25 protein-coding genes are annotated in these 25,340 nt (G+C 60.6%); 15 read left to right on the top strand and 10 right to left on the bottom strand.

The annotated features are described in order from the left end of the window. The first annotated feature begins 10 nt into the window (after positions 1 to 10). Both RRH01S_RS05500 and RRH01S_RS05495 read left to right on the top strand, forming a co-directional pair. A complete protein-coding gene (locus RRH01S_RS05500) occupies positions 11 to 1,063 on the top strand; it encodes an adenylate/guanylate cyclase domain-containing protein (protein ID WP_007702645.1) in 1,053 nt (350 codons plus the stop codon). Positions 1,064 to 1,205: 142 nt separating this feature from the next. Beyond that, positions 1,206 to 2,564 (top strand): esterase-like activity of phytase family protein, encoded by a 1,359-nt coding sequence (locus RRH01S_RS05495; RefSeq protein ID WP_007702637.1) that lies wholly within the window; start codon positions 1,206 to 1,208, stop codon positions 2,562 to 2,564. Positions 2,565 to 2,598: 34 nt separating this feature from the next. Here RRH01S_RS05495 and ppx read toward each other — a convergent pair whose 3' ends face one another. The 4 genes from ppx to RRH01S_RS05475 form a co-directional block, all read right to left on the bottom strand. Further along, the gene (ppx, locus tag RRH01S_RS05490) at positions 2,599 to 4,119 is read right to left on the bottom strand and encodes an exopolyphosphatase (RefSeq protein ID WP_007702635.1); all 1,521 of its coding nucleotides are present in this window, start codon (positions 4,117 to 4,119) and stop codon (positions 2,599 to 2,601) included. 10 nt (positions 4,120 to 4,129) lie between these two features. Further along, entirely contained in the window at positions 4,130 to 6,331 is a 2,202-nt protein-coding gene (locus RRH01S_RS05485; RefSeq protein WP_007702632.1) for an RNA degradosome polyphosphate kinase, read from the bottom strand. 75 nt (positions 6,332 to 6,406) lie between these two features. Then, a complete protein-coding gene (gene hdaA, locus RRH01S_RS05480; RefSeq protein WP_007702629.1) occupies positions 6,407 to 7,120 on the bottom strand; it encodes a DnaA regulatory inactivator HdaA in 714 nt (237 codons plus the stop codon). 2 nt (positions 7,121 to 7,122) lie between these two features. Continuing rightward, a complete protein-coding gene (locus RRH01S_RS05475; protein ID WP_007702627.1) occupies positions 7,123 to 8,253 on the bottom strand; it encodes an AI-2E family transporter in 1,131 nt (376 codons plus the stop codon). A gap of 223 nt (positions 8,254 to 8,476) precedes the next feature. On the opposite strand from RRH01S_RS05475, the gene purM reads away from it, so the two are divergent. After that, a complete protein-coding gene (gene purM / locus RRH01S_RS05470; RefSeq protein ID WP_007702626.1) occupies positions 8,477 to 9,550 on the top strand; it encodes a phosphoribosylformylglycinamidine cyclo-ligase in 1,074 nt (357 codons plus the stop codon). After that, entirely contained in the window at positions 9,547 to 10,224 is a 678-nt protein-coding gene (gene purN / locus RRH01S_RS05465) for a phosphoribosylglycinamide formyltransferase (protein ID WP_007702625.1), read from the top strand. Before purM ends, purN begins: the two co-directional genes overlap by 4 nt. Positions 10,225 to 10,236: 12 nt before the next feature. Here the strand turns inward: purN and RRH01S_RS05460 are convergent, their stop codons facing one another. The 3 genes from RRH01S_RS05460 to RRH01S_RS05450 all read right to left on the bottom strand — a co-directional run bounded on the left by RRH01S_RS05460 (position 10,237) and on the right by RRH01S_RS05450 (position 14,270). Further along, positions 10,237 to 11,406, bottom strand: coding sequence for an alpha-D-ribose 1-methylphosphonate 5-triphosphate diphosphatase (locus RRH01S_RS05460; protein ID WP_012651202.1), 1,170 nt, complete (start codon positions 11,404 to 11,406; stop codon positions 10,237 to 10,239). A gap of 150 nt (positions 11,407 to 11,556) precedes the next feature. After that, positions 11,557 to 12,150 carry an NUDIX domain-containing protein gene (locus RRH01S_RS05455; protein ID WP_007702622.1) on the bottom strand — a complete coding sequence of 198 codons (594 nt, stop codon included), beginning with the start codon at positions 12,148 to 12,150 and terminating at the stop codon, positions 11,557 to 11,559. After that, a complete protein-coding gene (locus tag RRH01S_RS05450) occupies positions 12,147 to 14,270 on the bottom strand; it encodes a molybdopterin-containing oxidoreductase family protein (RefSeq protein ID WP_012651200.1) in 2,124 nt (707 codons plus the stop codon). The genes RRH01S_RS05455 and RRH01S_RS05450 overlap by 4 nt, the downstream gene beginning before the upstream one ends. A gap of 81 nt (positions 14,271 to 14,351) precedes the next feature. Between RRH01S_RS05450 and RRH01S_RS05445 the strand changes: the two genes are divergently transcribed. Continuing rightward, positions 14,352 to 15,203, top strand: a complete 852-nt coding sequence (locus RRH01S_RS05445) for a 23S rRNA (adenine(2030)-N(6))-methyltransferase RlmJ (RefSeq protein WP_007702617.1) — start codon at positions 14,352 to 14,354, stop codon at positions 15,201 to 15,203. 30 nt (positions 15,204 to 15,233) lie between these two features. Beyond that, on the top strand, positions 15,234 to 15,830 hold the full coding sequence (locus tag RRH01S_RS05440; protein WP_007702615.1) for a glutathione S-transferase: 597 nt from the start codon (positions 15,234 to 15,236) through the stop codon (positions 15,828 to 15,830). 109 nt (positions 15,831 to 15,939) lie between these two features. Here the strand turns inward: RRH01S_RS05440 and RRH01S_RS05435 are convergent, their stop codons facing one another. Continuing rightward, positions 15,940 to 16,572, bottom strand: coding sequence for an outer membrane protein (locus RRH01S_RS05435; RefSeq protein ID WP_007702612.1), 633 nt, complete (start codon positions 16,570 to 16,572; stop codon positions 15,940 to 15,942). Between the two features lie 364 nt (positions 16,573 to 16,936). On the opposite strand from RRH01S_RS05435, the gene RRH01S_RS05430 reads away from it, so the two are divergent. The 5 genes from RRH01S_RS05430 to RRH01S_RS05410 all read left to right on the top strand — a co-directional run bounded on the left by RRH01S_RS05430 (position 16,937) and on the right by RRH01S_RS05410 (position 21,390). After that, positions 16,937 to 17,704, top strand: a complete 768-nt coding sequence (locus tag RRH01S_RS05430) for an SDR family oxidoreductase (protein WP_012651199.1) — start codon at positions 16,937 to 16,939, stop codon at positions 17,702 to 17,704. Beyond that, positions 17,701 to 19,743, top strand: coding sequence for an excinuclease ABC subunit UvrC (gene uvrC / locus RRH01S_RS05425; RefSeq protein ID WP_042470254.1), 2,043 nt, complete (start codon positions 17,701 to 17,703; stop codon positions 19,741 to 19,743). Before RRH01S_RS05430 ends, uvrC begins: the two co-directional genes overlap by 4 nt. A gap of 213 nt (positions 19,744 to 19,956) precedes the next feature. Then, entirely contained in the window at positions 19,957 to 20,544 is a 588-nt protein-coding gene (pgsA, locus tag RRH01S_RS05420; RefSeq protein WP_007702600.1) for a CDP-diacylglycerol--glycerol-3-phosphate 3-phosphatidyltransferase, read from the top strand. Next, entirely contained in the window at positions 20,544 to 20,798 is a 255-nt protein-coding gene (gene moaD, locus RRH01S_RS05415) for a molybdopterin converting factor subunit 1 (RefSeq protein WP_007702597.1), read from the top strand. Before pgsA ends, moaD begins: the two co-directional genes overlap by 1 nt. Before the next feature lie 124 nt (positions 20,799 to 20,922). Further along, positions 20,923 to 21,390: a molybdenum cofactor biosynthesis protein MoaE gene (locus RRH01S_RS05410; RefSeq protein ID WP_007702590.1), complete on the top strand. Its 468-nt coding sequence runs from the start codon at positions 20,923 to 20,925 to the stop codon at positions 21,388 to 21,390. Between the two features lie 4 nt (positions 21,391 to 21,394). Here the strand turns inward: RRH01S_RS05410 and RRH01S_RS05405 are convergent, their stop codons facing one another. Beyond that, entirely contained in the window at positions 21,395 to 22,291 is an 897-nt protein-coding gene (locus RRH01S_RS05405) for a branched-chain amino acid ABC transporter permease (protein ID WP_007702588.1), read from the bottom strand. A gap of 64 nt (positions 22,292 to 22,355) precedes the next feature. Here RRH01S_RS05405 and RRH01S_RS05400 point away from each other — a divergent pair, with 64 nt between their 5' ends. Next, positions 22,356 to 22,907: a CGNR zinc finger domain-containing protein gene (locus RRH01S_RS05400; protein WP_007702585.1), complete on the top strand. Its 552-nt coding sequence runs from the start codon at positions 22,356 to 22,358 to the stop codon at positions 22,905 to 22,907. Continuing rightward, a complete protein-coding gene (locus RRH01S_RS05395) occupies positions 22,904 to 23,413 on the top strand; it encodes a hypothetical protein (RefSeq protein WP_007702583.1) in 510 nt (169 codons plus the stop codon). The genes RRH01S_RS05400 and RRH01S_RS05395 overlap by 4 nt, the downstream gene beginning before the upstream one ends. A 74-nt stretch (positions 23,414 to 23,487) precedes the next feature. Here the strand turns inward: RRH01S_RS05395 and ndk are convergent, their stop codons facing one another. Next, complete coding sequence (gene ndk, locus RRH01S_RS05390; RefSeq protein ID WP_007702574.1) at positions 23,488 to 23,910, bottom strand: nucleoside-diphosphate kinase; 423 nt, start codon at positions 23,908 to 23,910, stop codon at positions 23,488 to 23,490. Between the two features lie 228 nt (positions 23,911 to 24,138). Between ndk and RRH01S_RS05385 the strand changes: the two genes are divergently transcribed. Beyond that, complete coding sequence (locus tag RRH01S_RS05385) at positions 24,139 to 24,648, top strand: DinB family protein (protein ID WP_007702571.1); 510 nt, start codon at positions 24,139 to 24,141, stop codon at positions 24,646 to 24,648. Between the two features lie 163 nt (positions 24,649 to 24,811). Beyond that, a complete protein-coding gene (locus RRH01S_RS05380; RefSeq protein WP_007702568.1) occupies positions 24,812 to 25,318 on the top strand; it encodes a hypothetical protein in 507 nt (168 codons plus the stop codon). Positions 25,319 to 25,340: the final 22 nt, after the last annotated feature.

Raw genomic sequence — 25,340 nt, 5'->3', positions numbered from 1 at the left:
GGCCGACCGAATGGGAACGTTCCCTTCAATACGTAACTGGATCCTAACGCTACTCTTCGTCGCAGGAAGCGGCGTTGCCTATGGTAAGATGTTTTTCCCGGAATCGCCGATGTATATCGGCGCAGTCTTCGCAGTGTTCACCGGCATGCCGCTGTTGGCCTTCGAGCGCCGCATGATCCTGCCACGCCTGAACCACTGGATGCATCGCCTGCCCACGCCAGCCTTCATCGCCTCCGCGCTTATTGTCGATTTCGCCCTGATCGCCACCGGTTTTGCGATCGCCGGTAGCCTGATGAAATCCGCGGGGCTGATAAATGGCTCCTGGGCCGACGTGACGCTGCTGCAGATCAACGTCTATCTCTACGCCGTGGCGGTGACCGCCATCGTCATCTTCATTGGACGCGTCCGGGAGCTGCTTGGCCGCGACGTCTTCCTCAGCCTGTTGACCGGCCGTTATCGCAATCCGGTGCAGGAAGAGCGCGTGTTTCTGTTCATCGACCTTGTCGGCTCCACGGCGTTTGCCGAAGAGCATGGCGACCTCAAGGCGCAGGAATTCCTTGGCTCGCTGTTCAGCGCATTCGCAGAGCCGGTGCGGCGACACAAGGGCGCGATCGACGACTATATCGGCGACGCCGCCATCATCACCTGGCCGCTCGCACGCGGCGTGAAGGATGCCCGCTGCGTGCGCTGCGTTTTCGACATTCTTGCCGACATCGAAGCGAATGCAGAGAAATGGCTGAAATCCTATGGCCGCGTGCCGCGCCTTCGGGCAGCGCTGCATGGCGGCAATATCGTCACCGCCGAAATCGGTGTCGATCATCACAAGATCGCCTATTTCGGCGACACGGTGAACACCACCGCGAGGCTGGAATCCTTCTGCAAGACACTGGAGCGTCAGGTGCTGATCTCGACCGATCTCGCAAGGCAATTGGAGCTTCCCGATGGGATCGTCAAGGAAGATCTCGGCGACCATGCCGTTCGCGGTCGCGACCAGACGCTCGGCGTCATCGCGCTACATATGCAGAGGCGAGTAGTGCCGCAGGCCATCAGCGGCGCGCAGTAGGTAGGTCTTCATCGGGCACCGACGGTGCTACAGCCCATGAGTTGTGCACAGTCATCAAAGCTTCACTCAAGCGTTAATTCGCCGACATAGCTCGCCTGTTAAGCGGGGTTGTCTTGCCAACCCAAGCCAACAAGGTGACATGATGACCCGAATTCTTTTCGCTTTCACGGCACTTTTTGTTCTGATGGCCGCCTCGGTTCAGGCCGATGAGCAGCAGTTTCCCGCCAAGCTCGCCGCGCAGGCCATTCTTCCGGCCAATACCATGGTCGCAGCCCCTGCCGATGCACCCGACTTCCTGAAGACCTCCGGCAAGTTCACCACGCCGGACCGCAAGCGCACCGAAGCGCTCGGCACGGTGCCGGGCAAGGACGGCGCCCGTGTGACCGACCTGAAGCTGCCTTTCGACGGCCAGCCAATCCAGGGCTTCTCCGGCATCAAGGCGATGCCCGACGGCAGCTTCTGGACGCTGTCGGACAACGGCTTCGGCTCCAAGCAGAATTCCAGCGACTCCATGCTGTTCCTCCACCAGCTCAAGTTCGATTGGGACAATGGCAAGGTGGACGTCGTCAAGAACCTGTTCCTCTCCGATCCGAACAAGAAGGCTCCCTTCCCGATCGTTCTTGAAGGCTCGAATACGCGGTATCTGACGGGCGCCGATTTCGACATCGAATCGATCCAGCCCGTCGCCGACGGCTTCTGGATCGGCGATGAATTCGGCCCCTATCTTCTGAAATTCGACACATCGGGCCAGCTGACCGACGTGTTCCCGACCACGCTCGACGGCAAGCCGGTGATGTCTCCCGACAACGCCCTGCTGCAGCTTCCGGGTAACCCGACGCTGAAGATGCCGGCCTTCAACCTGAAGCGCTCCGGCGGCTTCGAAGGTCTCGCTTTGTCCAAGGACGGCTCCAAGCTTTATGGCCTGCTGGAAGGCGCACTCTACAAGGACGACGGTCAGATGGAGAGCGTCGACGGCCACACCGCCATCCACGTCATCGAATTCGACACCGCGTCGAAAAGCTGGACCGGCCGCAGCTGGCTCTATCCGTTCGCTGACAAGGGCGTATCGATCGGCGATTTCAACATGCTGGACGACAAGACCGCCCTGGTGATCGAGCGCGACAACGGCGCCGGCACCAAGGACAAGGCCTGCGCCGACCCCAAGCAGCCGAAGCCGGATTGCTTCGAGGCGCCGGCCGAACTGAAGCGCGTCTACAAGATCGAATTCAGCGACGCCAATGTCGGCAAGGCCGTGCGCAAGATCGGCTATATTGACCTGCTGCATATCGAAGATCCGGACCACAAGCGCCGCCAGGGCGGTGGTGACGGCTTCTACGACATGCCGTTCGTCACTATCGAAAATGTCGACCGTGTCGATGCCACCCACATCATCATCGGCAACGACAACAACCTGCCCTTCTCAGCCGGTCGTGCCGTCAACAAGGCCGACGACAACGAGTTCAGCATTCTCGAAGTCGGTGATTTCCTGAACGCGAAGTAAGAAACCTGCCTTCTCCCCCCGGGGAGAAGGCTTTCTATTCGAACCGGAACGCCAACCGCCGGTTCGTCAGCTTTGCGAGCTGCTGCAAGCGCCCATCCAGTCGCTCGCCGGCGAAATCGTGATATTCGGCCGGGACGACGAATTCGAGGTCCAGATCCGGGCTCGACGAGCGACGGATCGACAGATTGCGCACGATGCCCGGCATCGAGGCCGAAAACAGATAGACGACGCGCAAAAGGCCGCCGAGCAGCTTGGCACGCTCGATGAGCTGAGGCGTGGCGATGGTTGCCAGGGGCTCGGTCGCGCCGTCGTCGTGCAGGCCTTCGAAACGATAGTAATTGGCAAGCGCGATGAAGGCGCGGCCGGCATGGGTGATGCCGACGAAGGACGTGTGAGCGATGATGTTCAGCGCCTGCAGGCCGCGATAATCGGGATGGGCACGCCAGCTGATATCGGCAAGCAGGCACGCGGCCTGGCGATAGCGGCTCTCCTCCTCCGTCTCGGTGATGCCGAAGAAGGGCATCATCCGGCCGGTCCATTCGGCAAGCTCGCGGGCATGCTCCGGCGAGCGGGCACGCAGAATGGCAAGTTCGCCGGCGGCCGTCAGCAGCGGATCGCTGTTGCGCTCGGCTTCGGTCAGCAACGAATAAAGATAGCCTTCGCGCACGCCCTGGGCCGAGAATGTCACGACGGATGGCTTCATGGCCGCCAGCACTTCCCGCATCGCCACCGCACCGAAGGGCAGCAGCGAGCGACGGTGCTTGGAAATCGATAGGAATGCCGGATCCCTAGTTTCCTTGGCTTCGCCGATCTGATCGAGGAAGCGCATCATCTCGTCGAGAGGCACTTCATAGCCCTGCATCATGTGCAGCGGATATTTGCGGATTTCCATGTGCAGCTTAGCGATATTTCGCCAGGTGCCGCCGACCGCGTAGAAAGTACGCCCCTCGCCCTGGCCGAGCAGCTTTGCGGTCTTCACATGCTTGCGGGCAAAGCTGCGGGCTTTCTCGATCGAGCCATTGGCATATTCCGACAATCTCAGGCCGCCGAGCGGCAAGGTAATGCCCTTGCCGATCTCCCGGTCCTTGATGTCGATCAACTCCAGCGAACCGCCGCCGAGATCGCCGGCGATACCGTTCGGATGGAAAAAGCCGCTGACGATGCCGAGCGCCGAAAAACGCGCCTCTTCCTCGCCCGACAGCACGCGTACTTTCCGCTGCAGGATCGTCTCGGCCTTGTGGATGAATTCCGGACCGTTGCTCGCCTCGCGAGCAGCGGCCGTCGCCAGGACATAGATGGTCGATGCGCGCGCCTGGTCGGACAGCGCCTTGAACCGGTGCAGGGCGGCGAGAGCGCGTGCTACGCTCTCCTCATCCATCTTTCCGGTCAAGGCTATGCCCTTGCCGAGGCCACACAGCACCTTCTCGTTGAAAAGAATGGTCGGCGACCGCGAATGGCCTTCATAGACGACAAGACGAACGGAGTTCGACCCGATATCGACAACGGAGACCGGGGCTATACCGGGAAGGCGCCCCTGGGCTTCTGATTCAACCATGCAGGTCCAGTTATTTCTTGCGGCCCGACAATAGCCCGGCGATCAGTTTCGGCGCACTGGATTTCAGCGATTCACCACGGCCGGACAGGCTGGGATTGGTCATGAAATACTGCTGCGCGTTGAACGGCTCTTTCCCCGCACGCACCTCCGTGCGCCTCGAAGTACCGTCCGGCAATATCTCGTAGCTCTGCTGATTGTCAATGATGTTGCCCAGCATGATCTGCGAAAGAACCTGCTCGTGCACGGTCTTGTTGGTCAGCGGCACGAGGGTTTCGACACGTCGGTCGAGGTTTCTCGGCATCATGTCGGCCGAGCCGATATAGACCAGCGCCTTGTCCGACGGCAGGCCATGGCCATTGCCGAAACAGAAGATGCGGCTGTGCTCAAGGAAGCGGCCGATGATCGACTTGACGCGGATATTTTCGGACAGACCTTGCACCTGAGGACGCAAGCAGCAGATGCCGCGTATGACGAGATCAATCTCGACGCCGGCATTGCTGGCGCGATAAAGCGCATCGATGATGTCGGGATCAACCAGCGAATTCATCTTCATCCAGATCGCCGCCGGCTTGCCGCTCTTGGCGTGCTCGATTTCCTCCTCGATGTGCTGGAGGATGCGCGGGCGCAGCGTATAGGGCGAAACGGCAATCTTCGTGCTCGGCTCCGGCTCGCCATAGCCGGTGATAAAGTTGAAGATGTTCGCCATGTCGTGGGCGATCTTCGGGTCGCAGGTGAAGTAGGACAGGTCCGTATAGATCTTGGCAGTGATCGGGTGGTAGTTGCCGGTACCGAGATGGCAATAGGTGCGCAGCTTGCCGTCCTCGCGGCGTACGACCATCGACATCTTCGAATGCGTCTTGAGTTCGATAAAGCCGAAGACGACCTGCACACCGGCACGTTCCAGATCTCGCGCCCAGCGGATATTCGCCTCTTCGTCGAAACGAGCCTTGAGCTCGACCAGCGCGGTCACGGACTTGCCGAGATCGGCGGCATCGATCAGCGCACGCACGATCGGGCTGTCATTGGAGGTGCGGTATAGCGTCTGCTTTATCGCCAGAACATCAGGATCGCGCGCAGCCTGAATCAGGAACTGGACCACCACGTCAAAGGATTCGTAAGGATGGTGGACCACCATGTCCTTTTCGCGGATGGCGGCGAAGCAGTCGCCGGCATGTTCGCGGACGCGCTCAGGAAATCGCGCATTGTAGGGCTCGAAGCGCAGATCGTCGCGCGGAGCCTTGCATATCTCGGACAGGGTGTTGAGCGCCAGCAGGCCTGGCAGAACGGCGATGCGGTTTTCCGGTACGTTCAGCGATTCCACCACGAACTGGCGCAGTTCGAGCGGCATCTCCGAGTCGGTCTCGATGCGGATCACCGAACCACGGCGGCGGCGCTTCAGCGCCGTCTCGAAGAAACGCACCAGATCTTCGGCTTCTTCCTCGACTTCGATATCGCTGTCGCGGATGAGGCGGAACGTACCCGAACCCTGTACCTCATAGCCGGGATAGAGCCGCTGAATGAAGATGTTCACGACATCTTCGAGCGTGATGTAGCGGATGACGTTGCTGGCGTCCGGCAGGCGGACGAAACGGTCGAGCGCCGGCGGCAGGCGCAGCAGCGCCGTCATCGGCTCGCGGCCGTTCATGCTGTTCAGCTGCAGCGCAATCGAAAAGCCGAGGTTCGGAATGAACGGGAACGGATGCGCCGGGTCGATGGAGAGCGGCGTCAGGACCGGGAAGATCGCCTGTTCGAATTCATTGGCGAGCCAGACCCGGTCGGCCTCGGACAGAGCCGGCGGGCGGACGATCAGAATGTCTTCCTTGGCGAGATATTGTTGCAGCACGGCAAGCGATGCCTGCTGCTCCATCTGCAGGTTGTCGATCTCGCGCAGGATATCGTCGAGCTGTTCGGCGGGCGTCTTGCCATCCGGCGTACGCACCAGGATCTTTTGGCGAACCTGGCCCTCGAGGCCTGCGACGCGCACCATGAAGAATTCATCGAGGTTGGCGGCAGAAATGGAGAGGAAGCGGATGCGCTCCAGAAGCGGATGCGCCGTGTTCAGCGTTTCCTCGAGGACGCGGCGATTGAACTGCAGCCAGGAAAATTCACGATTGATGAAGCGTTCGGGGCTGCTCAGCAGCTCGTTGATCGGCGGCACGGCCTCCGTGGCCTGCTGGTTGGCGTCCTGCTGTTCCGTTACTGCCGAGTCCATGTTCCACCTACCCTCATCTGAGACCTTGCCACGTATAGCAGTTTGACGACGGAACTGTGACAGTTCACCTGCCGCTCAATCTGCCGGGCCGGAATTGCCCAATTCATTCAAGACTTCAGCGGCCAGTATGCGTGTAATTCTCGTGCCGCGGCCAAGCGCCAGCCGGTCCAGCCGGTCGACGATCAACTGCGCGGCATTCAGGGACCGCTCCATCCGATTGACGATATAAAGGACAAGTTTGTCATCGATATAAAGCTGCCGATCGGCAAAGAGCTTTACGATCACCTGCGACAATAATTCTTCATCCGGCTCGCCGATTTCGACGACGGTCGCCGCCTTCAGCCGCGAGCGCAGGTCGGGCAGCGTGACCGGCCAGGACATCGGCCAAAGCCTGCTCGTCATCAGTAGACCCGTGCCGTTTTCCCGGACGCTGTTGATGACGTGGAAGAGCTCGGTGTCGTCGAAGCCCAGGCGATCGACATCCTCGAAGACGACCGGCCCATTCGCCGCGATGACGGCTGCGTCCGAGCCCGCTTTCGGATGGATCGGGACAGCGCCGCTTCTCTCGCACCAGATGCTGGCGAGATGCGATTTTCCTGAACCGACGGGTCCAGCGAGAATGACCACCGGCGACGGCCATTGCGGCCAGGAATCGACGATCCTCACTGCCGCGCTCAAGGGATCGGCAACCAGCAGGTCGTCGCGGCCGCTTGCGGCATCATGGGTAAAGGCCAAGGGTAGCTGTTCGGCGGGCTTGCGCCTCAAATCAGCGTTCTTCACATCGGTCATGTCTAGTTTTTCTCAGGATTGCCGGCCTTGGCTCTGCGCGCCTTGTCGGCTTCCGAGTGTCCATAATAAAGGTCGCTCTGAAGGTACCGCGAAAGGGCGAAGCGAACAAGCACACCACAGGCGGCCGCGGCCGGAACGGCGACCAGCAGGCCGACGAAACCGAAGAGCGCGCCGAAGGCGAAAAGCGCGAACATCAGCCAGACCGGATGCAGGCCGACGCTTTCGCCGACCAGCTTCGGCTGAAGCACATTGCCTTCCAGGAACTGGCCGGTGAAGAAGACGGCGAGCGTGAGGCCGACCCAGATATAATCCGGCCAGAACTGCACCAGCGCGACACTGACCGCGATGAACAGGCCAACCAGTGAGCCGACATAGGGGATGAAGCTGATCATGCCGGCGAAGAACCCGATCAACAGACCGAAATTCAGGCCGACCAGCGACAGGCCGACGCCATAATAGACGCCGAGGATGATGCAGAGCGAGCCTTGGCCACGGATGAAGCCGGCGATCGACTGATCGATCTCGGTGGCAATCTGGCGGACGGTGGCGACCTGGTCGCGCGGCACCCAGGCATCGACCTTGGCAATCATGCGATCCCAGTCGAGCAGCATATAGAAAGCGACCACGGGAGTGACGACCATCAGCGAGATGATGTTGACCAGCGCCTTGCCGGAACTCCAGATCTGCGCGAACAAACCGCCGACGAAGCTCAGCCCTTCCGACATGATATTGGAGAAATTGTCCTTGATGACGCCGAGCTGGTTGCGGACCCAGTCCGGCAGCACCATCGTCTGCGTCTTGGCGATGAGCTGCTGCAGCTGCTGCACATAGCCCGGTATGTGCTGGACGAAATCATTGAACTGATTGATGATGATCGGAATGACGATCGTCAGCGCCAGCGCGAAGAACAGCACGAAGGCAACGAGGATCACCACCGTCGCCATCAGCCGACTGAGGCCGATCCTTTCCAGCCGGTCGGCAACCGGATCGAGGAAATAAGCAACTGCCATGCCGGCGATGAAGGGCAAGAGGATCGAGCTGAAGAGGTAGAGAAAGACGATAAAGATGGCGAGCACGACCACCCAGAAGGTGACCTGACGCTTGAGGCTCGTCCCGCTGACTTGTTGCTTCATCGTCGTCCCCACTGCTCGCCGCCCTGCTGTCGCTCGCTTAGGACATAGGATGACGCCGCAATTATGGTCAAGCCTGCGGCCGGAAATCGGCCTTCAGGCACTGTGAAGCGGGGAAAATCGAGGGTTTACCTATGTTAGCGCCTTGCATAAAGGCCCACGTCATGCAATGGCGACCCGATCAAGGCCCTGTCGCGATTGAAGGGCGGCCATCGGAGGCGTAAGCATGAGCCAGTCTGGAAAAAACGGTCTGACCTATAGCGACGCGGGCGTCGATATCGATGCCGGCAACCTGCTGGTCGAAAAGATCAAACCCGCCGTGCGTTCGACGCGCCGTCCTGGCGCCGATGGCGAAATCGGCGGCTTCGGCGGCCTCTTCGACCTGAAGGCCGCAGGCTTCACCGATCCGGTGCTGGTTGCCGCCAATGACGGCGTCGGCACCAAGCTGAAGATCGCCATCGACGCCGACTATCACGACACCGTCGGCATCGACCTCGTCGCCATGTGCGTCAACGACCTCGTCGTCCAGGGCGCAGAGCCACTGTTCTTCCTCGATTATTTCGCCACCGGCAAGCTCGACCCCGATCAGGGTGCGGCGATCGTCGGCGGCATTGCTGCCGGCTGCCGCGAGGCGGGCTGCGCATTGATCGGCGGCGAGACGGCGGAAATGCCGGGCATGTATTCCGACGGCGACTATGACCTTGCCGGTTTTGCCGTGGGTGCGGCCGAACGCGGCCAGCTTCTTCCCTCCGGCGATATCGCAGAGGGTGACGTCATTCTCGGCCTCGCCTCCTCCGGCGTTCATTCCAACGGCTTCTCGCTGGTGCGCAAGATCGTCGATCTCTCCGGCCTCGCCTGGGATGCGCCTGCTCCCTTCGCAGAAGGCAAGGCGCTCGGTGAAGCCCTGCTGACGCCGACGCGCATCTATGTGAAGCCGCTTCTGAAGGCGATCCGTGAGACCCATGCCATCAAGGCGCTCGCCCACATCACCGGCGGCGGCTTTCCGGAAAACATTCCGCGCGTATTGCCGAAGCACCTCGCCGCGGAGATTGATCTCACCGCCGTCAAGGTGCCGCCGGTATTCTCGTGGCTCGCCAAGACCGGCGGTGTCGAGGCCAAGGAAATGCTGCGCACCTTCAATTGCGGCATCGGCATGATCGCCGTCGTCGCCGCCGAGAATGTCGATACCGTCAAGGCGGCGCTCGAGGCCGAAGGCGAATCCATCGTCACGCTCGGCCGCATGATCGCCCGCGACGAAGGCGCTGCCGGCACCGTCTACAAGGGTACGCTAGATCTATGAGTTCGGCCCGCAAACGCGTCGTCGTCTTCATTTCGGGCAGCGGCTCCAACATGATGGCGCTGGTCAAGGCGGCTGCGGCTTCAGACTATCCGGCCGAAATCGTCGCCGTCATTTCCGACAAGGCGGATGCGGGCGGGCTGGCGAAGGCCGCCGCCGAGGGCATTGCCACCTACGCCTTCGTGCGCAAGGATTTCGCCAGCAAGGACGCGCATGAGGAGGCCATCCTCGCGCAGCTCTCGGCGCTTTCGCCCGACATCATCTGCCTTGCCGGCTATATGCGCCTGCTCACCGGCCGCTTCATCCAGAGCTACGAAGGCCGGATTATCAACATTCATCCGTCGCTGCTGCCGCTTTTCCCTGGCCTGCACACGCATCAGCGTGCCATCGACGCAGGCCAGCGGATCGCCGGCTGCACCGTGCATTTCGTCACCGAAGGCATGGACGAAGGTCCGGTGATCGGCCAAGCGGCCGTGCCGGTGCTGACCGATGATACCGCCGACGCGCTGGCTGCGCGCGTGCTGACGATCGAGCATCAGCTCTATCCTCAGTCGCTGCGGCTGCTGGCGGAAGGCAAGGTCCGGATGGAAAGCGGCAAGGCCGTTACCACGGCAAAGGCACCGGCTGCCGCTGGCCAGCAGATTCTGTCCCTGCTTGGCGACGTCAGCCGGATCTAGTCGAACGTCCCCTCAGGCAGCCATGGCCATCAGCGGATGCAGCGTGCCGTCGCTATAGACGACGCGGCCGTTGCGGAAGGTCGCGCGGATGCGATGAACCGCACCATGCTCGACAGCCACCAGATCGGCTTTCTGGCCGATGGCGATCTCGCCGCGATCCGTCAGGCCGGCAGAGCGCGCGGCATTTGCTGTTGCCATGGCGACCGCCGCTGGCAGGCCGCCGCTGGCAACTTCGGCAATCTTGAAGATCGCCGGCACGAAGGCGGCAGGATGATAATCGGCGGCGATGATGCCAAGCAGGCCCGCTTTCGCTGCATCAAGGGCGCTCAGATTGCCCGACATGGACTGACCGCGCAGCGCATTCGGCGCACCCATCAGCGTCCAGAGGCCACGACGGCGCGCTTCTTCGGCAGCCGGCAGCGTCACAGGGAATTCGCTGATCGTGACGCCGAGATCATGCATCTCGGCCACCTTCTCGGCGCTGTCGTCGTCATGCGATGCGAGCGACAGCTTGTGCTTCAGGGACAGGCGGACAATGTCGCGTAGCTTGCGTTCGATATCCGGATCCTGCCGCATGGCGATGCGGCGAGCGACCACGTCCTCTGCCGCCTCCCGCGACATGGAGCGGCGCTCGGACATGCTGAGGACATAGGCCTCGATATTGTTGTACTGCCCCTGCCCCGGCGTGTGGTCGGTCAGCGACACCATATCGACGACGCCATCCTCCAGCAGCCGCTCCAGCGTCGGCGCGGCGCCGATATTGGTGATCTCGTAGCGGGCGTGGACGCGATGGTCGATGAGCAGGTGGTCACGCAGGCTGCTGATGCCCTTGATAACAGCCGAAGTGGTCTCTAGCGAACGGACGTGGCCGTAGACGCTTTCCGTGGCGAAGGAGACGGCGGCGTAAGCGGTGGTGACGCCGGCAGCAGCAAGCTTCTTGTCAAGTTCGTGGATGCCGAAATCGATCGGCATGGTGGCATTCGGCCGCGGTGCGATCTCGCGCTCGATCATGTCGCCATGCAGATCGACAAAGCCCGGCATCAGCAACCGTCCACCGCCATCGAAGGTCGCATTCGAAACTTGTTCGGTGCGGATCTCGGCAATCACGCCGTCCTCGATGCGAATGGAACCCTGATCGACCACCTCATTGGGAAGAACGAGCTTGAAATTGCTGAGCCACATCGGCTTTCTCCTGGAATAGCGTCAATTGTTTCAAACATATGACAATGGTCCGGACCTATCCGGCGAATGCCTCCCGATAGGCGCGATTCGTGACGCCGTGATGAAGATCGTAGCACTGATTTTGACAGTGCTCGCACGCTTCCAAACGGCCTATCCCAAGCTCGCCTTGTTCAGTGCCGCCCATTGCAGCAACATGACCGTCTTGGCGTCATAGATCTCGCCCGCTTCGATCATCGCCACCGCGTCGGCCAGCCGGACTTCGAGCACCTCGATGTCCTCATGTTCGTCGGCAAGCCCGCCGCCATCAGCGATACGGTCGGTGGTGTCGACGACAGCGGCGAAGAAATGGATGATTTCGGTGACCGCGCCGGGCGAGGTGAATGTCTTGAAAAGAAACCTGATATCGCGGACCCGGAAACCGGTTTCCTCCATCGCCTCGCGGCGGATCGCCTCTTCCGGATGATCGCCATCGAGCAAGCCGGCCGGCACTTCGATCATCCAGGCGGGAAAGCCGGTGAGATAGGCCGGCAGGCGGAACTGCCGCACGAGGATGACCGTCTCGCGCTTGGGATCGTAGAGCAAGATGCAGGCGGCCGGCGTGCGGTGATAGATCTCGCGCTTCAGCCGGTGCGTCTCGCCGCTGGAATCCGTATAGTCGATGTCGTAGTTGCTGAGCCGTGTCCATTGATCCGAGAGCGTCTTCTCGCTGACGATCTCGACCTTGGCCTTTTCAAACTTATTCATTTCGCATCCTTGCGCAGCCAAACCTTGTTGTCGTGGACAGCCGCGCCGCCATAGGGCGCGACGGGATCGGCGCCGGTGAGCACATTGATCCCCTCGCCATCCACATGCGCCTTGTTCGGCCACAGGCCCTCGGCGATCAACACGCCGGGCTTTACCTCCGTCGTGATGCGCGCATGGAGGCGGATGTCGCCCCTGACATTGCCGATCTGGACGAGATCGCCTTCGATGACCTCAAGCGCTGCGGCGTCCGCGGGATTGATCATCACCTCCGGGCGGCCTTCCTTCTGGCGCGAGGTCTTGGTCTCCGCAAAGCTCGAATTCAGGAAATTGCGTGCCGGCGAGGTGGCAAGCCGGAAGGGATGATCCGGATCGGCGACTTCGATGACATCGACCTGATCGGGAAACTCCGGCAGCTCAATGTGCGGGCCGAGCAAGCCAACGGCTTCCGGCGGGCGGTTCGGAGCGGGCTGGTTGACCCAGTCCGGGCGGAAACGGAACCTGCCGTCGGAATGGGCAAAACCGTTGAGGAAATGCGCTTCCTCGAAAGCCGGCTGACGGTCGAACCATTTATGCTCGAGAAAATAATCGTAATCCGGCAGGCCACTATCCGACAGGATACGGTCCACCATTTCGCGTGCGGAAAAACCGAAGCCGGGACGATCGGCGACGCCAAGGCGCTTGGCCAGTTCCTCGATGACGAAGAGATTGCTGCGCACGGTCGAAGGCGGCTCGACCAGCTTGGGGCCGAGCAGAATGTGGTTCTGGCCGCCGGCACGGTAGATATCGTCATGCTCGACGAACATGGTGGCCGGAATGACGATATCGGCCATTTCGGCGGTATCGGTCATGAATTGTTCGTGCACGGCGACGAAGAGGTCGTTGCGGGCAAAGCCGCGCTTTACCAGCCGCTGTTCCGGCGCGATGTTCACCGGATTGGTGTTCTGGATCAGCATGGCCGTCACCGGCCCGCGATGGCGCAGCGCCACGGCATCGCTGGTGAGCGCCCGGCCGATCTGCGACTGGTCGATCATGCGGACATCCTGATCCAGCATCGAACGACCGGTCAGCTCGCTGCCATCGATGCGGAAGATATCGCTGTTGGAATGGAAGGCACCGCCGCCCTCATATTGCCAGGAGCCGAGCACGGTAGCGATCGAAGCCGCCGCATGCATGGCCACGGCACCGTTGCGCTGGCGGGTGAAGCCGTAGCCGAGGCGGAAATAGGATTTCTTCGTGGTGCCAACGAGCCTGGCAAAGGCTTCGATCTCATCGACCGACAGGCCGGTGATAGCCGCCGCCCATTCCGGCGTCTTCGTCTGCAAATGCGCTTCCAGACCGGCAGGATCGTCGGCAAATTTAGCCATATAGGCACGGTCGGCATAGCCATCACGGAAGGCGACGTGCATGACGGCGCAGGCCAGCGCCGCATCCGTGCCCGGCTTGACGATCAGCGCCAGATCGGCCTGCTTCATCGTCGGATTGTCGTAGATATCGATGACGACGATCTTAGCGCCGCGCTCCTTGCGCGACTTCACCGCGTGGGTCATCACATTGACCTGGGTGGCGACGGCATTGGTGCCCCAGATGACGACGCAGTCGGTACGGCCCATTTCATGGGGATCGGGGCCGCGCAGCGTGCCCGTCGCCATGGTGAAGCCGGTCCAGGCGGGATTGGTGCAGATCGAGGAGAAGAAGCCGGAATAGCGCTTGGCATGGCGCAGGCGATTGATGCTGTCGCGCTGCACCAGGCCCATGGTGCCGGCGTAATAATAGGGCCAGACAGCCTCGCTGCCGTCCCGCGCCTCGGCCTTGACGAAGGCATTGGCGATCTCGTCCAGCGCGTCGTCCCAGGAGAGCTCCTGCCAGCGTCCCTCGCCCTTGGCGCCAGCGCGGCGCAACGGCTTCATCAGCCGGTCGGGATGATAAAGCCGCTCGGCATAGCGGGCGACCTTGGCGCAAATGACGCCCGACGTATAGGAATGGTCCCTTGCGCCGCGCACCCGACCGACCTTGCCATCCTCGGTCAGATCGATCTCCAGCGCGCAGGTGGAGGGACAGTCGTGCGGACAGGCCGTGTGGCCTATCTTGGATTTGGTGGGAATGGGGGTCGCAATGTTCATCGTATTTGTATATTTCAAGCCATGTCCGGCCAAAAGGCATAATCTCGCCCATCGCAACAATTCATACGGACTTCACCGAAAATGAACTATCGGCATATCTACCACGCAGGCAATTTCGCCGATGTGCTCAAGCACGCAGTGCTTGCCCGGCTCGTCCGCTACATGCAGAACAAGGACAAGGCGTTCCGCGTTCTGGATACCCATGCCGGCATCGGGCTCTACGACCTCTCTTCGGAGGAGGCGCAGAAGACCGGCGAATGGCAGGATGGTATCGGCCGGCTTCTCGATGCCGAGCTCGTGCCGCAGCTCGCCGAGCTGCTGGAACCCTATCTGACCGCCGTTCGCGAACTCAACCCCGATGGCGGCCTGCAATTCTATCCCGGTTCTCCGAAGCTCGCCCGCATGCTGTTCCGCTCGCAGGACCGGCTATCGGCGATGGAGCTGCACCCCGAGGACTTCCAGCGGCTGCACCGGCTGTTCGAGGGCGACCACCATGCGCGCATCACCGAGCTCGATGGCTGGCTGGCGCTCGGCGCACATCTGCCGCCGAAGGAGAAGCGCGGCATTGTGCTGGTCGACCCGCCCTTCGAGGAAGAGGACGAATATGAGCGGCTGGCGGATGGCCTTGCCAAAGCCTGGCGCCGTTTTCCCGGCGGCACCTATTGCCTCTGGTATCCGATCAAGAAGGATGCGCCGATCAAGGCCTTCCACGAGACGCTGCAGGCATTGGAGATCCCCAAGGTCCTCTGCGCCGAACTGACGGTCAAGAGCGACCGGGGCTTCACCGGGCTGACAGGCTCCGGTCTCATCATCGTCAATCCGCCCTTCACGCTGAAGGACGAGCTGCACGCGCTGCTGCCGGCGCTGAAAGATATGCTGGCGCAGGATCGTTTTGCCTCGCAACGGGCCTTCTGGCTGCGCGGCGAACACTGAATTTCATTCCGCACATGACAAGGTGAATCCATGAGGCTTCTCTGCTCGTCCACCTCTCCTTTTTCCAGCAAGGTGCGGATGGCCGCCCGGCATCTCGGCATCGAGCTCAACGAAATCCGCGTCGATACCAATGCCGGGCCGAACGTGCTGGTCGACAACAATCCGCTCGGCAAGATCCCGACGCTGCTGACGGATGACGGCGAAGCGATCTTCGACAGCCGCTCCATCATGCATTATTTCCACCGGATGAAGGGCAAGACGCTTTATCCCGCCAAGGATGGCAAGCGCACCGAAGTCGAGGTGCTGGAAGCGCTTTGCGACGGTACCGCCGAATGCCTGCTGTCGATCGTTTACGAACGCCGGCTGCGCGATTCGGACAAGCAGCATCAGCCCTGGATCGACCGCCAGTGGACAAAGGTCGGCCGCGCCCTCACCCATCTCAATGCCGAGCCGCCGAAGATCGGCAAGAAGCTGCATGGCGGACACTTTGCCCTGGCCGCCCTGCTCGGCTACCTGCAGCTGCGGTTCGAAGGAGAATGGGAAGCAGATCATGCCGACCTGATCGCCTGGGCGCGCAAGTTCGAAAAGCATTTTCCCGACTATCAGGCGATGAAGCCGCAGGGCTGATTGCCGTCAAGCTCCCCCGTATGACGAATGCGCGGAGCCGCCAGCATGCTGAAACGAAAAAAGCCGGGGCAAAACCCCGGCTTCTTCGTCAGACATTGCTGTCAGATTATTAGAACTTCACGCCGATACCGACCTTAACGCTCTGCTCGTCGTAACCGCGAGAGAAGTTGCCGGAGTCGAGGTCGAAGTTCTTCTTGCCGTAGTCGGTGTAACGGTACTCGAGACGAGCCGTTACGTTGTTGGTGATGAAGGTTTCAGCACCTGCACCAACCGTGTAGCCAACAGCCGTCTTGCTGTCAGACGAGGTATCGTCGGAAAGCTTGTTCTGGCCGATTGCCAGACCGGCCGTGCCGTACAGCATGAACGGGTTGAAGTCGTAACCGAGACGACCGCGAACCGAGCCGTTGACGCCGTTCTTGGCAGTCAGGCCGTTGCGGGTCGAGTCGATGCCAGCGTAACCAAGGTCGGCTTCAACACCGTATACGATCTGGCCCTGCTGCCAGTTGTAGCCGGTGAAGGCCTCGCCGCCGAAGCCGTAGCCGTTACCGTTGCGGCTGAAGTGACCCTTGTTCCAGTCGCCAGCGCCACCGATGTAGAAACCGGACCAGTTGTTGATGGCCGGAGCCGCTTCCTGAGCGACCGGCGGCTGCGGAATCTGCTCTACGGCGTCAGCTGCATAAGCTGCATTGAAGCCGCCAATAGCAAAGGCGGAGACCATGAGGGTCTTGATAAGAGTACGCATACTTTTCTCCTTTCAGGCTCGTGTTCTTCGTCTACTGTTGTCGACTTCGGAGCACCACGAGCAATTACTAAATGTCCCCTCCCGGATCGACACTGAAATTGGAATGCAAATGAGGAAATCGAAGAGCTAAATTATGATATCATTGTGGCACACACGTGGCTGAATTTCGATGTTGCTTCAGCGCAACAGACGAATTGTTAACCATAACGAATGGTTAAAGCGCGTATACTTATTTTACCTCAAATATATCTAAAGCTTTACACTGGTTATCGTTGCCGCTTGTGTTGCATAAGCACCATTTCATATGGTGTATCGACGCCCTATATGAGTTTCTGTTGGGCAACGGCGAGGAAAAGGCAGCATCTTGAGCCAGGAAAAACTACGCACCGCGCTGATAACAGGTGCATCAAAAAGAATAGGCCGAGCAATGGCCGAGGATTTGTCGGCGAACGGCTTTGCGGTGGCGCTACACGCCAACCGATCGTTCGCCGAGGCGGTCGAGATTGCGGCAACATTGCGGCAACAGGGCAAAAAGGCGATTGCGATCAAGGCCGACCTGCAAAATTCGGCGGAGACGTCGACGCTGATCGAAAGGGTCGTTTCGGAGCTCGGACCGCTGGATCTGCTGGTCAACAACGCCTCTGTTTTCCAGGGTGATTCTGCCGACCGATTCGATGCCGAAGCCTTTGACGCGCATTTCGCCGTGCATGTCCGCGCGCCTTCTATCCTCGCAGCCGATTTCGCGCGCCAACTTCCGGAGGGGATTCCAGGGCTGGTCGTCAACATCGTCGACCAGCGCGTCTGGGCGCTCAATCCGCGCTTCTATTCCTATACGCTGTCAAAGGCGGCGCTTTGGACGGCGACCCAGACGATGGCGCAGAGCTTTGCGCCGCGCATCCGTGTCAACGCCATCGGCCCAGGCCCGACGGTGCGCAGCATCCGGCAGACGGAGGAGGATTTCCAGGCGCAGATCGATGGCCTCATTTTGAAGGCCGCGCCCGGGCTTGAGGAATTCGGCCGCACCGTCCGCTTTCTTTTTGACACGCCCTCGATCACGGGCCAAATGATAGCGCTCGATGGCGGCCAGCACCTTGCCTGGGAAACGCCTGATGTGTCGGAGAGCATGGAATGAACGGACGAAAGCTGCCCGACGGCGGCATTCTCTATGACGAATCAGATGATACTGAAGACGACATCGAGGTAGAGAGCGATGCCGGCGCCTCCCCTGTCGCGCCTGTCGACTGGAACGAAGGCGGGAGGAACGAAACCGGCCTGCGCGGCGCCGAGCTGATCGCCGAATTCGTCAAGCGTCTGCCGAACAATCCCGGCGTCTATCGCATGTTCAACGAAGCCGGCGACGTGCTCTATGTCGGCAAGGCGCGCAGCCTGAAGAAGCGTGTCGCCAACTATGCGATGGGCCGGGTGCATTCCAACCGCATCGCCCGCATGGTGCGCGAAACCGCTAACATGGAGTTTGTCACCACCCGCACAGAGACCGAAGCGCTGCTGCTGGAAGCGAATCTGATCAAGCGCTTGCGGCCGCGCTTCAATGTGTTGCTGCGGGACGACAAGTCCTTTCCCTATATTCTCATCACCGGCAATCATCGGGCACCGGCAATCTTCAAGCATCGCGGCGCGCGGGCGCGCAAGGGCGAGTATTTCGGCCCCTTCGCCTCAGCCGGCGCCGTCGGCCGCACCATCAATTCGCTGCAACGCGCCTTCCTGATCCGTACCTGCGCCGACAGCGTCTTCGAAACCCGCACCCGCCCCTGTCTGCTCTACCAGATCAAGCGCTGTTCCGGGCCCTGCACCCACGAGATCAGCGACGAGGGCTATGCCGAGCTGGTGCAGGAGGCAAAGGATTTCCTGTCCGGCAAGAGCCAGAACGTCAAGGCGCATATGGCCGAGGCGATGAATGCCGCCGCCGAAGACCTCGATTTCGAGCGCGCCGCCGTCTTTCGCGACCGGCTGGCGGCGCTGTCGCATGTGCAGAGCCATCAGGGCATCAACCCCGCTGGCGTCGAAGAGGCCGATGTCTTTGCCATCCATCACGAGGGCGGCATCTCCTGCATTCAGGTGTTTTTCTTCCGCACCGGCCAGAACTGGGGCAACCGCGCCTATTTCCCGAAGGCCGACCCATCGCTTTCCAGCGCCGAGGTGCTGAACTCCTTCCTGGCGCAGTTCTACGACGACAAGCCGGTGCCGAAGCAGATCCTATTGTCGGAAACGGTCGAGGAAATCGAGCTGCTGGCCGCCGCACTCGGCGAAAAGGCTGGCCACAAGGTCTCGATCCTGGTGCCGCAACGCGGCGAGAAGCGCGATCTGGTCGATCACGTCGTTGCTAATGCCCGCGAGGCGCATGGCCGCAAGCTGGCCGAAACGGCCTCGCAATCTCGGCTGCTCGAGGGCTTCAAGGAGACGTTTCAGCTTCCCTATGTGCCGCAGCGCATCGAGATCTACGACAACTCGCACATCGTGGGCACGAATGCGGTCGGCGGCATGGTGGTGGCCGGGCCGGAAGGTTTCGTCAAAGGCCAGTACCGCAAGTTCAACATCAAATCGACCGACATCACGCCCGGCGACGACTTCGGCATGATGCGCGAAGTCATGACAAGGCGCTTCTCCCGTCTGTTGAAGGAAGAAGGCATACCGGATCGCAGCGGCGCGGCGGAGGCTGCCGCCGTGGATGCAGCCGATCAATCCTTCCCCGCCTGGCCGGATGTCATCCTCATCGATGGTGGTCAGGGGCAGATGACGGCGGTGCGCGCCATTCTCGAAGAGCTGGGAATCACCGACAGCGTCATCGCCATCGGCGTTGCCAAGGGCGTCGACCGCGATGCCGGCCGCGAACGCTTCTTCGCCCTTTCCCGCGAGAGCTTCACCCTGCCGCCGCGCGATCCCGTGCTCTACTTCATCCAGCGCATGCGCGACGAGGCACACCGTTTCGCCATCGGCTCGCACCGGGCGCGGCGCAAGAAGGAGCTGGTCAAGAACCCGCTGGACGAAATCGGCGGCATCGGCCCCTCGCGCAAGCGGGCGCTGCTGCAACACTTCGGCACCGCCAAGGCCGTGTCACGCGCGGCACTGTCCGATCTGATGGCGGTCGAAGGCATATCGGAAGCCGTGGCGACGCAGGTTTACAACCACTTTCACGAAGACGCCGCGAAATAAGAACAACCCGTCGCAAATTCCACGGAATAACGACGAAAAAACAGAAACAATGTTGACGGTAAGGTTCTCAAACCATCATCTAGGACATGGTCTCAAAAAGTGCTGAGCGGTTTTTGGACAAGATCATGCTAAATCAAATGACTGGAACGAGATGGCGTCCTTAAGGACAAGTCCATTTCGGTCCAGTGAAACAACCGAAACGAAACGAATCCCATGGCTTCGCGCGCATACAGCATTCCCAATCTGCTTACCTATGGCCGCATCCTTTGCGTACCGCTGATCGTCCTATGCTTCTTCGTCGAAGGCAGGTTGGAGGGATCCGATTTTGCGCGATGGGTAGCGCTCTGGATCTTCATCATCGCCTCGCTCACCGATTTCCTCGACGGCTATCTGGCCCGCATCTGGAATCAGACCTCGAATATCGGCCGCATGCTCGACCCGATCGCCGACAAGCTGCTGGTCGCCTCGATCCTGCTGCTGGTGGCTGCCGACGGCACCATCGCCGGCTGGTCGCTCTGGGCGGCAATCATCATTCTGTGCCGTGAGATACTCGTCTCCGGCCTGCGCGAATATCTGGCGGCGCTGAAGGTCAGCGTGCCGGTGACGCGCATCGCCAAATGGAAGACCACCGCGCAGCTCGTCGCCATCGCCTTCCTGCTGGCTGGGCCGGCGGGCGACAAGGTGCTACCCTATACGACGGAACTCGGCATCGTCCTGCTCTGGATCGCGGCGCTGCTGACGATCTATACCGGCTACGACTATTTCCGCGCAGGATTGAAGCATATCGTGGACGAAGAATGATGACGAAGCTCGTTTATTTCGCCTGGGTGCGGGAGCGGATCGGCAAGGGAGAGGAAGAGATTTCGCTTCCCGTCGATGTGATCACCGTTGGCGATCTCCTGAGTCATTTGAAGACCTTGGGCGAGGAATACGAGACGGCGCTTCAATTTCCCGACGCGATCCGCGTCGCCATCAATATGGAGCATGCCGATCACGACGAGCCGATCGCCGGCGCCCGCGAAATCGGCATATTCCCACCGATGACGGGTGGGTGAGGAGCGGTCGGGCAAAGCCCGGGCAATCGATCCAGTGAATCGATTGCAGCGACGAACGCCCTGAGCCAAAGCGAAGGGCCGGGAGTCTCCGTAAACTCTTTGAGAGTGCGACAAGGAAATTGCGATGACTTCACCACTCGTCAAAGTCCAGCGTGAGGACTTCGATCTCCAAACCGAGATCGATCGCCTGACGAACGGGCGGCATGATATCGGCGCGGTCGTCACCTTTTCCGGCCTCTGCCGCGACGAAGGCGGAATACTGGGCGCGCTGGAGCTTGAACACTATCCCGGCATGGCGGAAGCGGAGATCGCCCGCATCGCGACGCTCGCCATCGAGCGATTTAACCTGCGCGGTCTGACAGCCATTCACCGTTACGGCAAGATTTCACCCGGTGAAAACATCGTCCTCGTCATTGCCGCCGCCTCGCATCGGCAAGCCGCTTTCGACGGCGCCAATTTCGTCATGGACTTCCTGAAAACCTCTGCCCCCTTCTGGAAGAAGGAACACGCCAAGGACGGCACGGAAGGCGACTGGGTTTCGGCCAAGGATGCCGACGATGCCGCGCGGGAGAAATGGGCCGGCGACAAATAGGCTCTCAGGGAGCCACGCGCTCGCGCCGGCTCAGCACCAGCAGCAGGACCAGCAGCGAGAAGATCACGAAATCACGCCACAGGAACGGGCCATAGGCGCCCCACAAGGTCTCGAACAGGCCAAGCAGTGCCGCCCCACCCGCCGATTTCAGCGGATCGGAATAGCCGCCGACAGCGGCGATCAGCAGCACCTTCAGCCCGAACATCAGCCCAGCGCCGAAATCCATCGTGCCGTAATAGGACGTCGCGAGCAGGCCGCAGACGGTCGCGACCAGGGCGGAGGCGACATAGGCCAGAAGAAAGACGCGATTGGCGCTTGTGCCGCAAAGCTCGGCGGCCAGCGCATCATCCGTCACCGCCCGCCAGATACGGCCCCATCCGGTATATCTAAGCACATAGGCTCCACCGAGGATCATCAGGACCATCAGCGCCGTGTTGATGAGCTGGATCTTGGTGAGCGTGACGCGGAAATCGCCGCTGTCCCAGAACACGATCATATCGTTCAGGAAAGGCGGCAGCCAGATGCCGCGCGTATTGGAGGCAAGCCGCGCCGTCTCCATCAGGATGATCATCATGCCGAGAGCCGCAACGATCACCGTGTTCGGCGACTTGCGCGACAGCGGCAGCATGATCGCGCGGCCGACGAGAAGGCTTGTTCCCAAGGTATAGAAAGCCGCGATGGCAGCACCGAAAGCAAGAGCCGCCGGCAGGATCAGGATGAGCCTCGTATAGCCGACGTCAGTGAACAGGACCAGCATCTGGCCGGCAAAGGCAAAGAGCGCCCCATAGGTGATATCGGCCCGCTTCATCACCCCAAAAGCAATGGCATAGCCGAAGGCCAGCGCCGCATAGAGCGCGGCGAGCGGAACGGCATTCGCCAGTTGCTGCAGGAGATAGGCCATTGATCCTCCGACCAGTTGGTAAATAGTAACTGGTAAAACCAATTTTACCAGTTATAATTTCGGCATGAGCTTTTCCTGGACTCCACATCGTTTTTCCGGTGGCGCGCTGGCGCTGGATGTCGCCAACAGCGTCATTCTGCGCCATGACGACGAGCGGCGCACCGACCGCTTCGAGGCGCCGGGGCAGATGGAGAGTTTTCCAAAGGCAGCCGCGAATTTCTGCGCCGAGCGAGCGCTGTTCGATGACATCCTACCGGTACGGCTGGAAAACAGACCTGACTTCATCGCACTCCGCGAAACAATAGACCGCTATTTCCGCGCCCGTGTCCTTGATCGCGGTGCCGATGCGCTACTGGCCGATTTGCTGGAAGCGCTATCGAAAGTGCTGAGGCAAGCTGCCTCTCCCGATGGGCTCGATGCCGCGACGGTCTATTCCACCTTGCGGCTGATCGCGATGCCAGACCCCGAGCGCATGAAGATCTGCCGCAACTGCGGCTGGCTGTTCATCGACCGCAGCAAAAACAAGAGCCGGGCCTGGTGCGACATGGCGGTCTGCGGCAACCGCGCCAAGGCGAGCCGGCATTATCGCCGCAAAAAGGAGGAGAGCACGCCATGAGGACCGGAACGATCGTTTTGATGGCGGCAATCGCCGGGCTCACCATTGCCGGCTGTCAGCGAGAGCCGGAAAGCGGCCCGACCGAACTCAGCGGCCGGCTCTTCGTCTTCAACTATCGCGTCGCGACCGCGAGCTACATGATCACCCTGAAGAAGATCGCGCCGATCCCGGAAGGGACGACGGCGGTTGCGGAATTCGAAAATCCGGCGGGTGGCGATCCCCTGGTGGTGCGGCAGAAGATCTTTGCGTTCTGGGACAAGATCACGCTCGAGAGCCCGGATCTGCGCTGTGTGCGCAAGGATCGCCCCTATTCTGTCTCGATCAGGCTGGTCGATGCCAGCGACAAGACGATCCAGACCATCAAGACCGAGGTGAAATCCGACCTCGACCAGACCGTGCTGCCGACGAAGCCGCTTGTCGTCGGCCCGGTCTACACGGAAAATCCGGATGTCTTCAAAAGCGACGGCAGCGTCGACTATGGGCACGATACCGCCTGCCCGGCATGAAAAAGCCGGAGCGCAAGGCCCCGGCTTTTTCTCAATCAATTCAGTCTCTTCAGCGCGCAGGCTGAGTGACTGATTCAGCCGACGATTTCGGTTTCGGAGAACCAGTAGGCGATTTCGACGGCAGCAGTTTCCGGAGCGTCGGAGCCATGAACGGAATTTTCGCCGATCGACAGGGCGTGGATCTTGCGGATCGTGCCTTCAGCGGCGTTGGCCGGGTTGGTAGCACCCATGATTTCGCGGTTCTTCAGGATGGCGCCTTCGCCTTCCAGGACCTGAACGACGGTCGGGCCGGAGGTCATGCCGTCGACGAGTTCGCCGAAGAAAGGACGTTCCTTGTGAACGGCGTAGAAGCCTTCGGCCTCGCGCTTGCTCATCCAGACGCGCTTGGAAGCGATGACGCGCAGGCCATTGTCTTCAAAAATCTTGGTGATGGCGCCAGTCAGGTTACGCTTGGTTGCGTCCGGCTTGATCATCGAAAAAGTGCGTTCAATCGCCATGGGTCAATTCCTTGTATTCAGAGAAAAGTGGGCGGTCTTTACCCGCCCCACAGCCTGAAAACAAGGGGCATGCGCCAATTTCACGCCGCTGTCACAGTCTGGAGAGGCGATTCGGAGGCAGGTTGGCGGAGGAACGACAATCCCATCAGCAAATTTCGTTGATGCCATCAGTCTCATTTGCTCAATTTTATTCTAGGCTTGCCGCAAAGCTCGCGGAGGAGAACCAATATGCTCAGACACTTCGGAATGTTTGCCCACTACAATCGCTGGGCCAATACCCTGCTATATGATGCGGCTGCTCAGCTCAGCGATGCGGAATTTCACGAAAACCGCGGCGCCTTCTTCGGCTCCTTGCGCAACACGCTCAACCATCTGCTGGTCGCAGACCGCATGTGGATGCACCGTTTCACAGGCACCGGCGAGGCCGCGGCGATACTGAACGCCATTCCGCATGACGCTCTCGCCGATCTCCGTGCCGCGCGCGCGGCCGAGGACCAGCGTATCATCGATTGGGTCGAAACACTCGACGATGCCCGGCTTGCAGCAGACATCACCTATTCACCGGTCACCCGGCCGGGCGCCATTACCCATCCGTTGAGAGCCGCGGTCGCACAGTTCTTCAACCATCAGACCCATCACCGCGGCCAATGTCACATGACGCTGACAGCCTTGGGCAAACCGTCGCTGGAACTCGACCTGATCTACTTCCTGCGCGGAGAAGGAAGACGCTGGATGTAAAGTCACACGCGAGCCATCGGCACCCGATTGCAGCCGCGCATTGTCATGCCGTCTAATTTTGATGCAAGATCACGCCGATAAGACGTTTCGTTCATGTTGCCTTAACCTGCGAGCCTGCAAATTGGAGAGATATATCAGCCGGGTGGCAAATTAGAGAGCAGGCATGAAGAGTTCGAAGGCAAATGTTTCGGCATATTCCATCGACGATGACAATGGCGAGGCGGAAACCGAGCTTGAGACAATCGGCCGTCATATGGCCAAGCTGAAGGTCAAAAGCCTGCCGCGCAACTACCAGCTCTTCCATGAGGCGCTTTACGGCCATGATCGCGGGATCGCCAGCGAGATCGCGTCCCTCGGCCCTGCCCCGTCGCAAACCAAACTCGACGATATCGGCTTGAAACATCACCTCGTCAGCCATTGCGGCCTGGTCGCCCGGAAATCCGAGAGTGATGCGGCCGAGATGCTGCGCGAAGTGGCCAATCAACTGGCTGAAGGGCTGAGGAAAAAACAGCGTTTCACCCGCGAGATCGACGCGGCGGCGCCGGCCGACGACGCCATGGACTGTCTTAACGCCTCGCTCAGCAATCTGCTGCTTTACGAGACCGAGCTGACCGAGCGGCTGCGAGACTGCGCCAACCTCCCGGTGCAAGTACGCAACACCCTCGCCTAAGGGCTTTCCAGCTCTTGCCTTC

It is taken from the genome of Rhizobium rhizogenes NBRC 13257, from assembly GCF_000696095.1.
In the GTDB taxonomy this organism is placed as follows: Bacteria; Pseudomonadota; Alphaproteobacteria; order Rhizobiales; family Rhizobiaceae; genus Rhizobium; species Rhizobium rhizogenes.
Note: the sequence above shows the minus strand (reverse complement) of the source record. Positions and strands in the feature narration are given on the sequence as shown.

Bases quoted from the DNA above. Each gene is read 5' to 3' on its own strand.
- RRH01S_RS05500 (WP_007702645.1), top strand. From the start codon at position 11: ATGGGAACGTTCCCTTCAATACGTAACTGGATCCTAACGCTACTCTTC.
- RRH01S_RS05495 (WP_007702637.1), top strand. From the start codon at position 1,206: ATGACCCGAATTCTTTTCGCTTTCACGGCACTTTTTGTTCTGATGGCC.
- ppx (WP_007702635.1), bottom strand. From the start codon at position 4,119: ATGGTTGAATCAGAAGCCCAGGGGCGCCTTCCCGGTATAGCCCCGGTC.
- RRH01S_RS05485 (WP_007702632.1), bottom strand. From the start codon at position 6,331: ATGGACTCGGCAGTAACGGAACAGCAGGACGCCAACCAGCAGGCCACG.
- hdaA (WP_007702629.1), bottom strand. From the start codon at position 7,120: ATGACCGATGTGAAGAACGCTGATTTGAGGCGCAAGCCCGCCGAACAG.
- RRH01S_RS05475 (WP_007702627.1), bottom strand. From the start codon at position 8,253: ATGAAGCAACAAGTCAGCGGGACGAGCCTCAAGCGTCAGGTCACCTTC.
- purM (WP_007702626.1), top strand. From the start codon at position 8,477: ATGAGCCAGTCTGGAAAAAACGGTCTGACCTATAGCGACGCGGGCGTC.
- purN (WP_007702625.1), top strand. From the start codon at position 9,547: ATGAGTTCGGCCCGCAAACGCGTCGTCGTCTTCATTTCGGGCAGCGGC.
- RRH01S_RS05460 (WP_012651202.1), bottom strand. From the start codon at position 11,406: ATGTGGCTCAGCAATTTCAAGCTCGTTCTTCCCAATGAGGTGGTCGAT.
- RRH01S_RS05455 (WP_007702622.1), bottom strand. From the start codon at position 12,150: ATGAATAAGTTTGAAAAGGCCAAGGTCGAGATCGTCAGCGAGAAGACG.
- RRH01S_RS05450 (WP_012651200.1), bottom strand. From the start codon at position 14,270: ATGAACATTGCGACCCCCATTCCCACCAAATCCAAGATAGGCCACACG.
- RRH01S_RS05445 (WP_007702617.1), top strand. From the start codon at position 14,352: ATGAACTATCGGCATATCTACCACGCAGGCAATTTCGCCGATGTGCTC.
- RRH01S_RS05440 (WP_007702615.1), top strand. From the start codon at position 15,234: ATGAGGCTTCTCTGCTCGTCCACCTCTCCTTTTTCCAGCAAGGTGCGG.
- RRH01S_RS05435 (WP_007702612.1), bottom strand. From the start codon at position 16,572: ATGCGTACTCTTATCAAGACCCTCATGGTCTCCGCCTTTGCTATTGGC.
- uvrC (WP_042470254.1), top strand. From the start codon at position 17,701: ATGAACGGACGAAAGCTGCCCGACGGCGGCATTCTCTATGACGAATCA.
- pgsA (WP_007702600.1), top strand. From the start codon at position 19,957: ATGGCTTCGCGCGCATACAGCATTCCCAATCTGCTTACCTATGGCCGC.
- moaD (WP_007702597.1), top strand. From the start codon at position 20,544: ATGACGAAGCTCGTTTATTTCGCCTGGGTGCGGGAGCGGATCGGCAAG.
- RRH01S_RS05410 (WP_007702590.1), top strand. From the start codon at position 20,923: ATGACTTCACCACTCGTCAAAGTCCAGCGTGAGGACTTCGATCTCCAA.
- RRH01S_RS05405 (WP_007702588.1), bottom strand. From the start codon at position 22,291: ATGGCCTATCTCCTGCAGCAACTGGCGAATGCCGTTCCGCTCGCCGCG.
- RRH01S_RS05400 (WP_007702585.1), top strand. From the start codon at position 22,356: ATGAGCTTTTCCTGGACTCCACATCGTTTTTCCGGTGGCGCGCTGGCG.
- RRH01S_RS05395 (WP_007702583.1), top strand. From the start codon at position 22,904: ATGAGGACCGGAACGATCGTTTTGATGGCGGCAATCGCCGGGCTCACC.
- ndk (WP_007702574.1), bottom strand. From the start codon at position 23,910: ATGGCGATTGAACGCACTTTTTCGATGATCAAGCCGGACGCAACCAAG.
- RRH01S_RS05385 (WP_007702571.1), top strand. From the start codon at position 24,139: ATGCTCAGACACTTCGGAATGTTTGCCCACTACAATCGCTGGGCCAAT.
- RRH01S_RS05380 (WP_007702568.1), top strand. From the start codon at position 24,812: ATGAAGAGTTCGAAGGCAAATGTTTCGGCATATTCCATCGACGATGAC.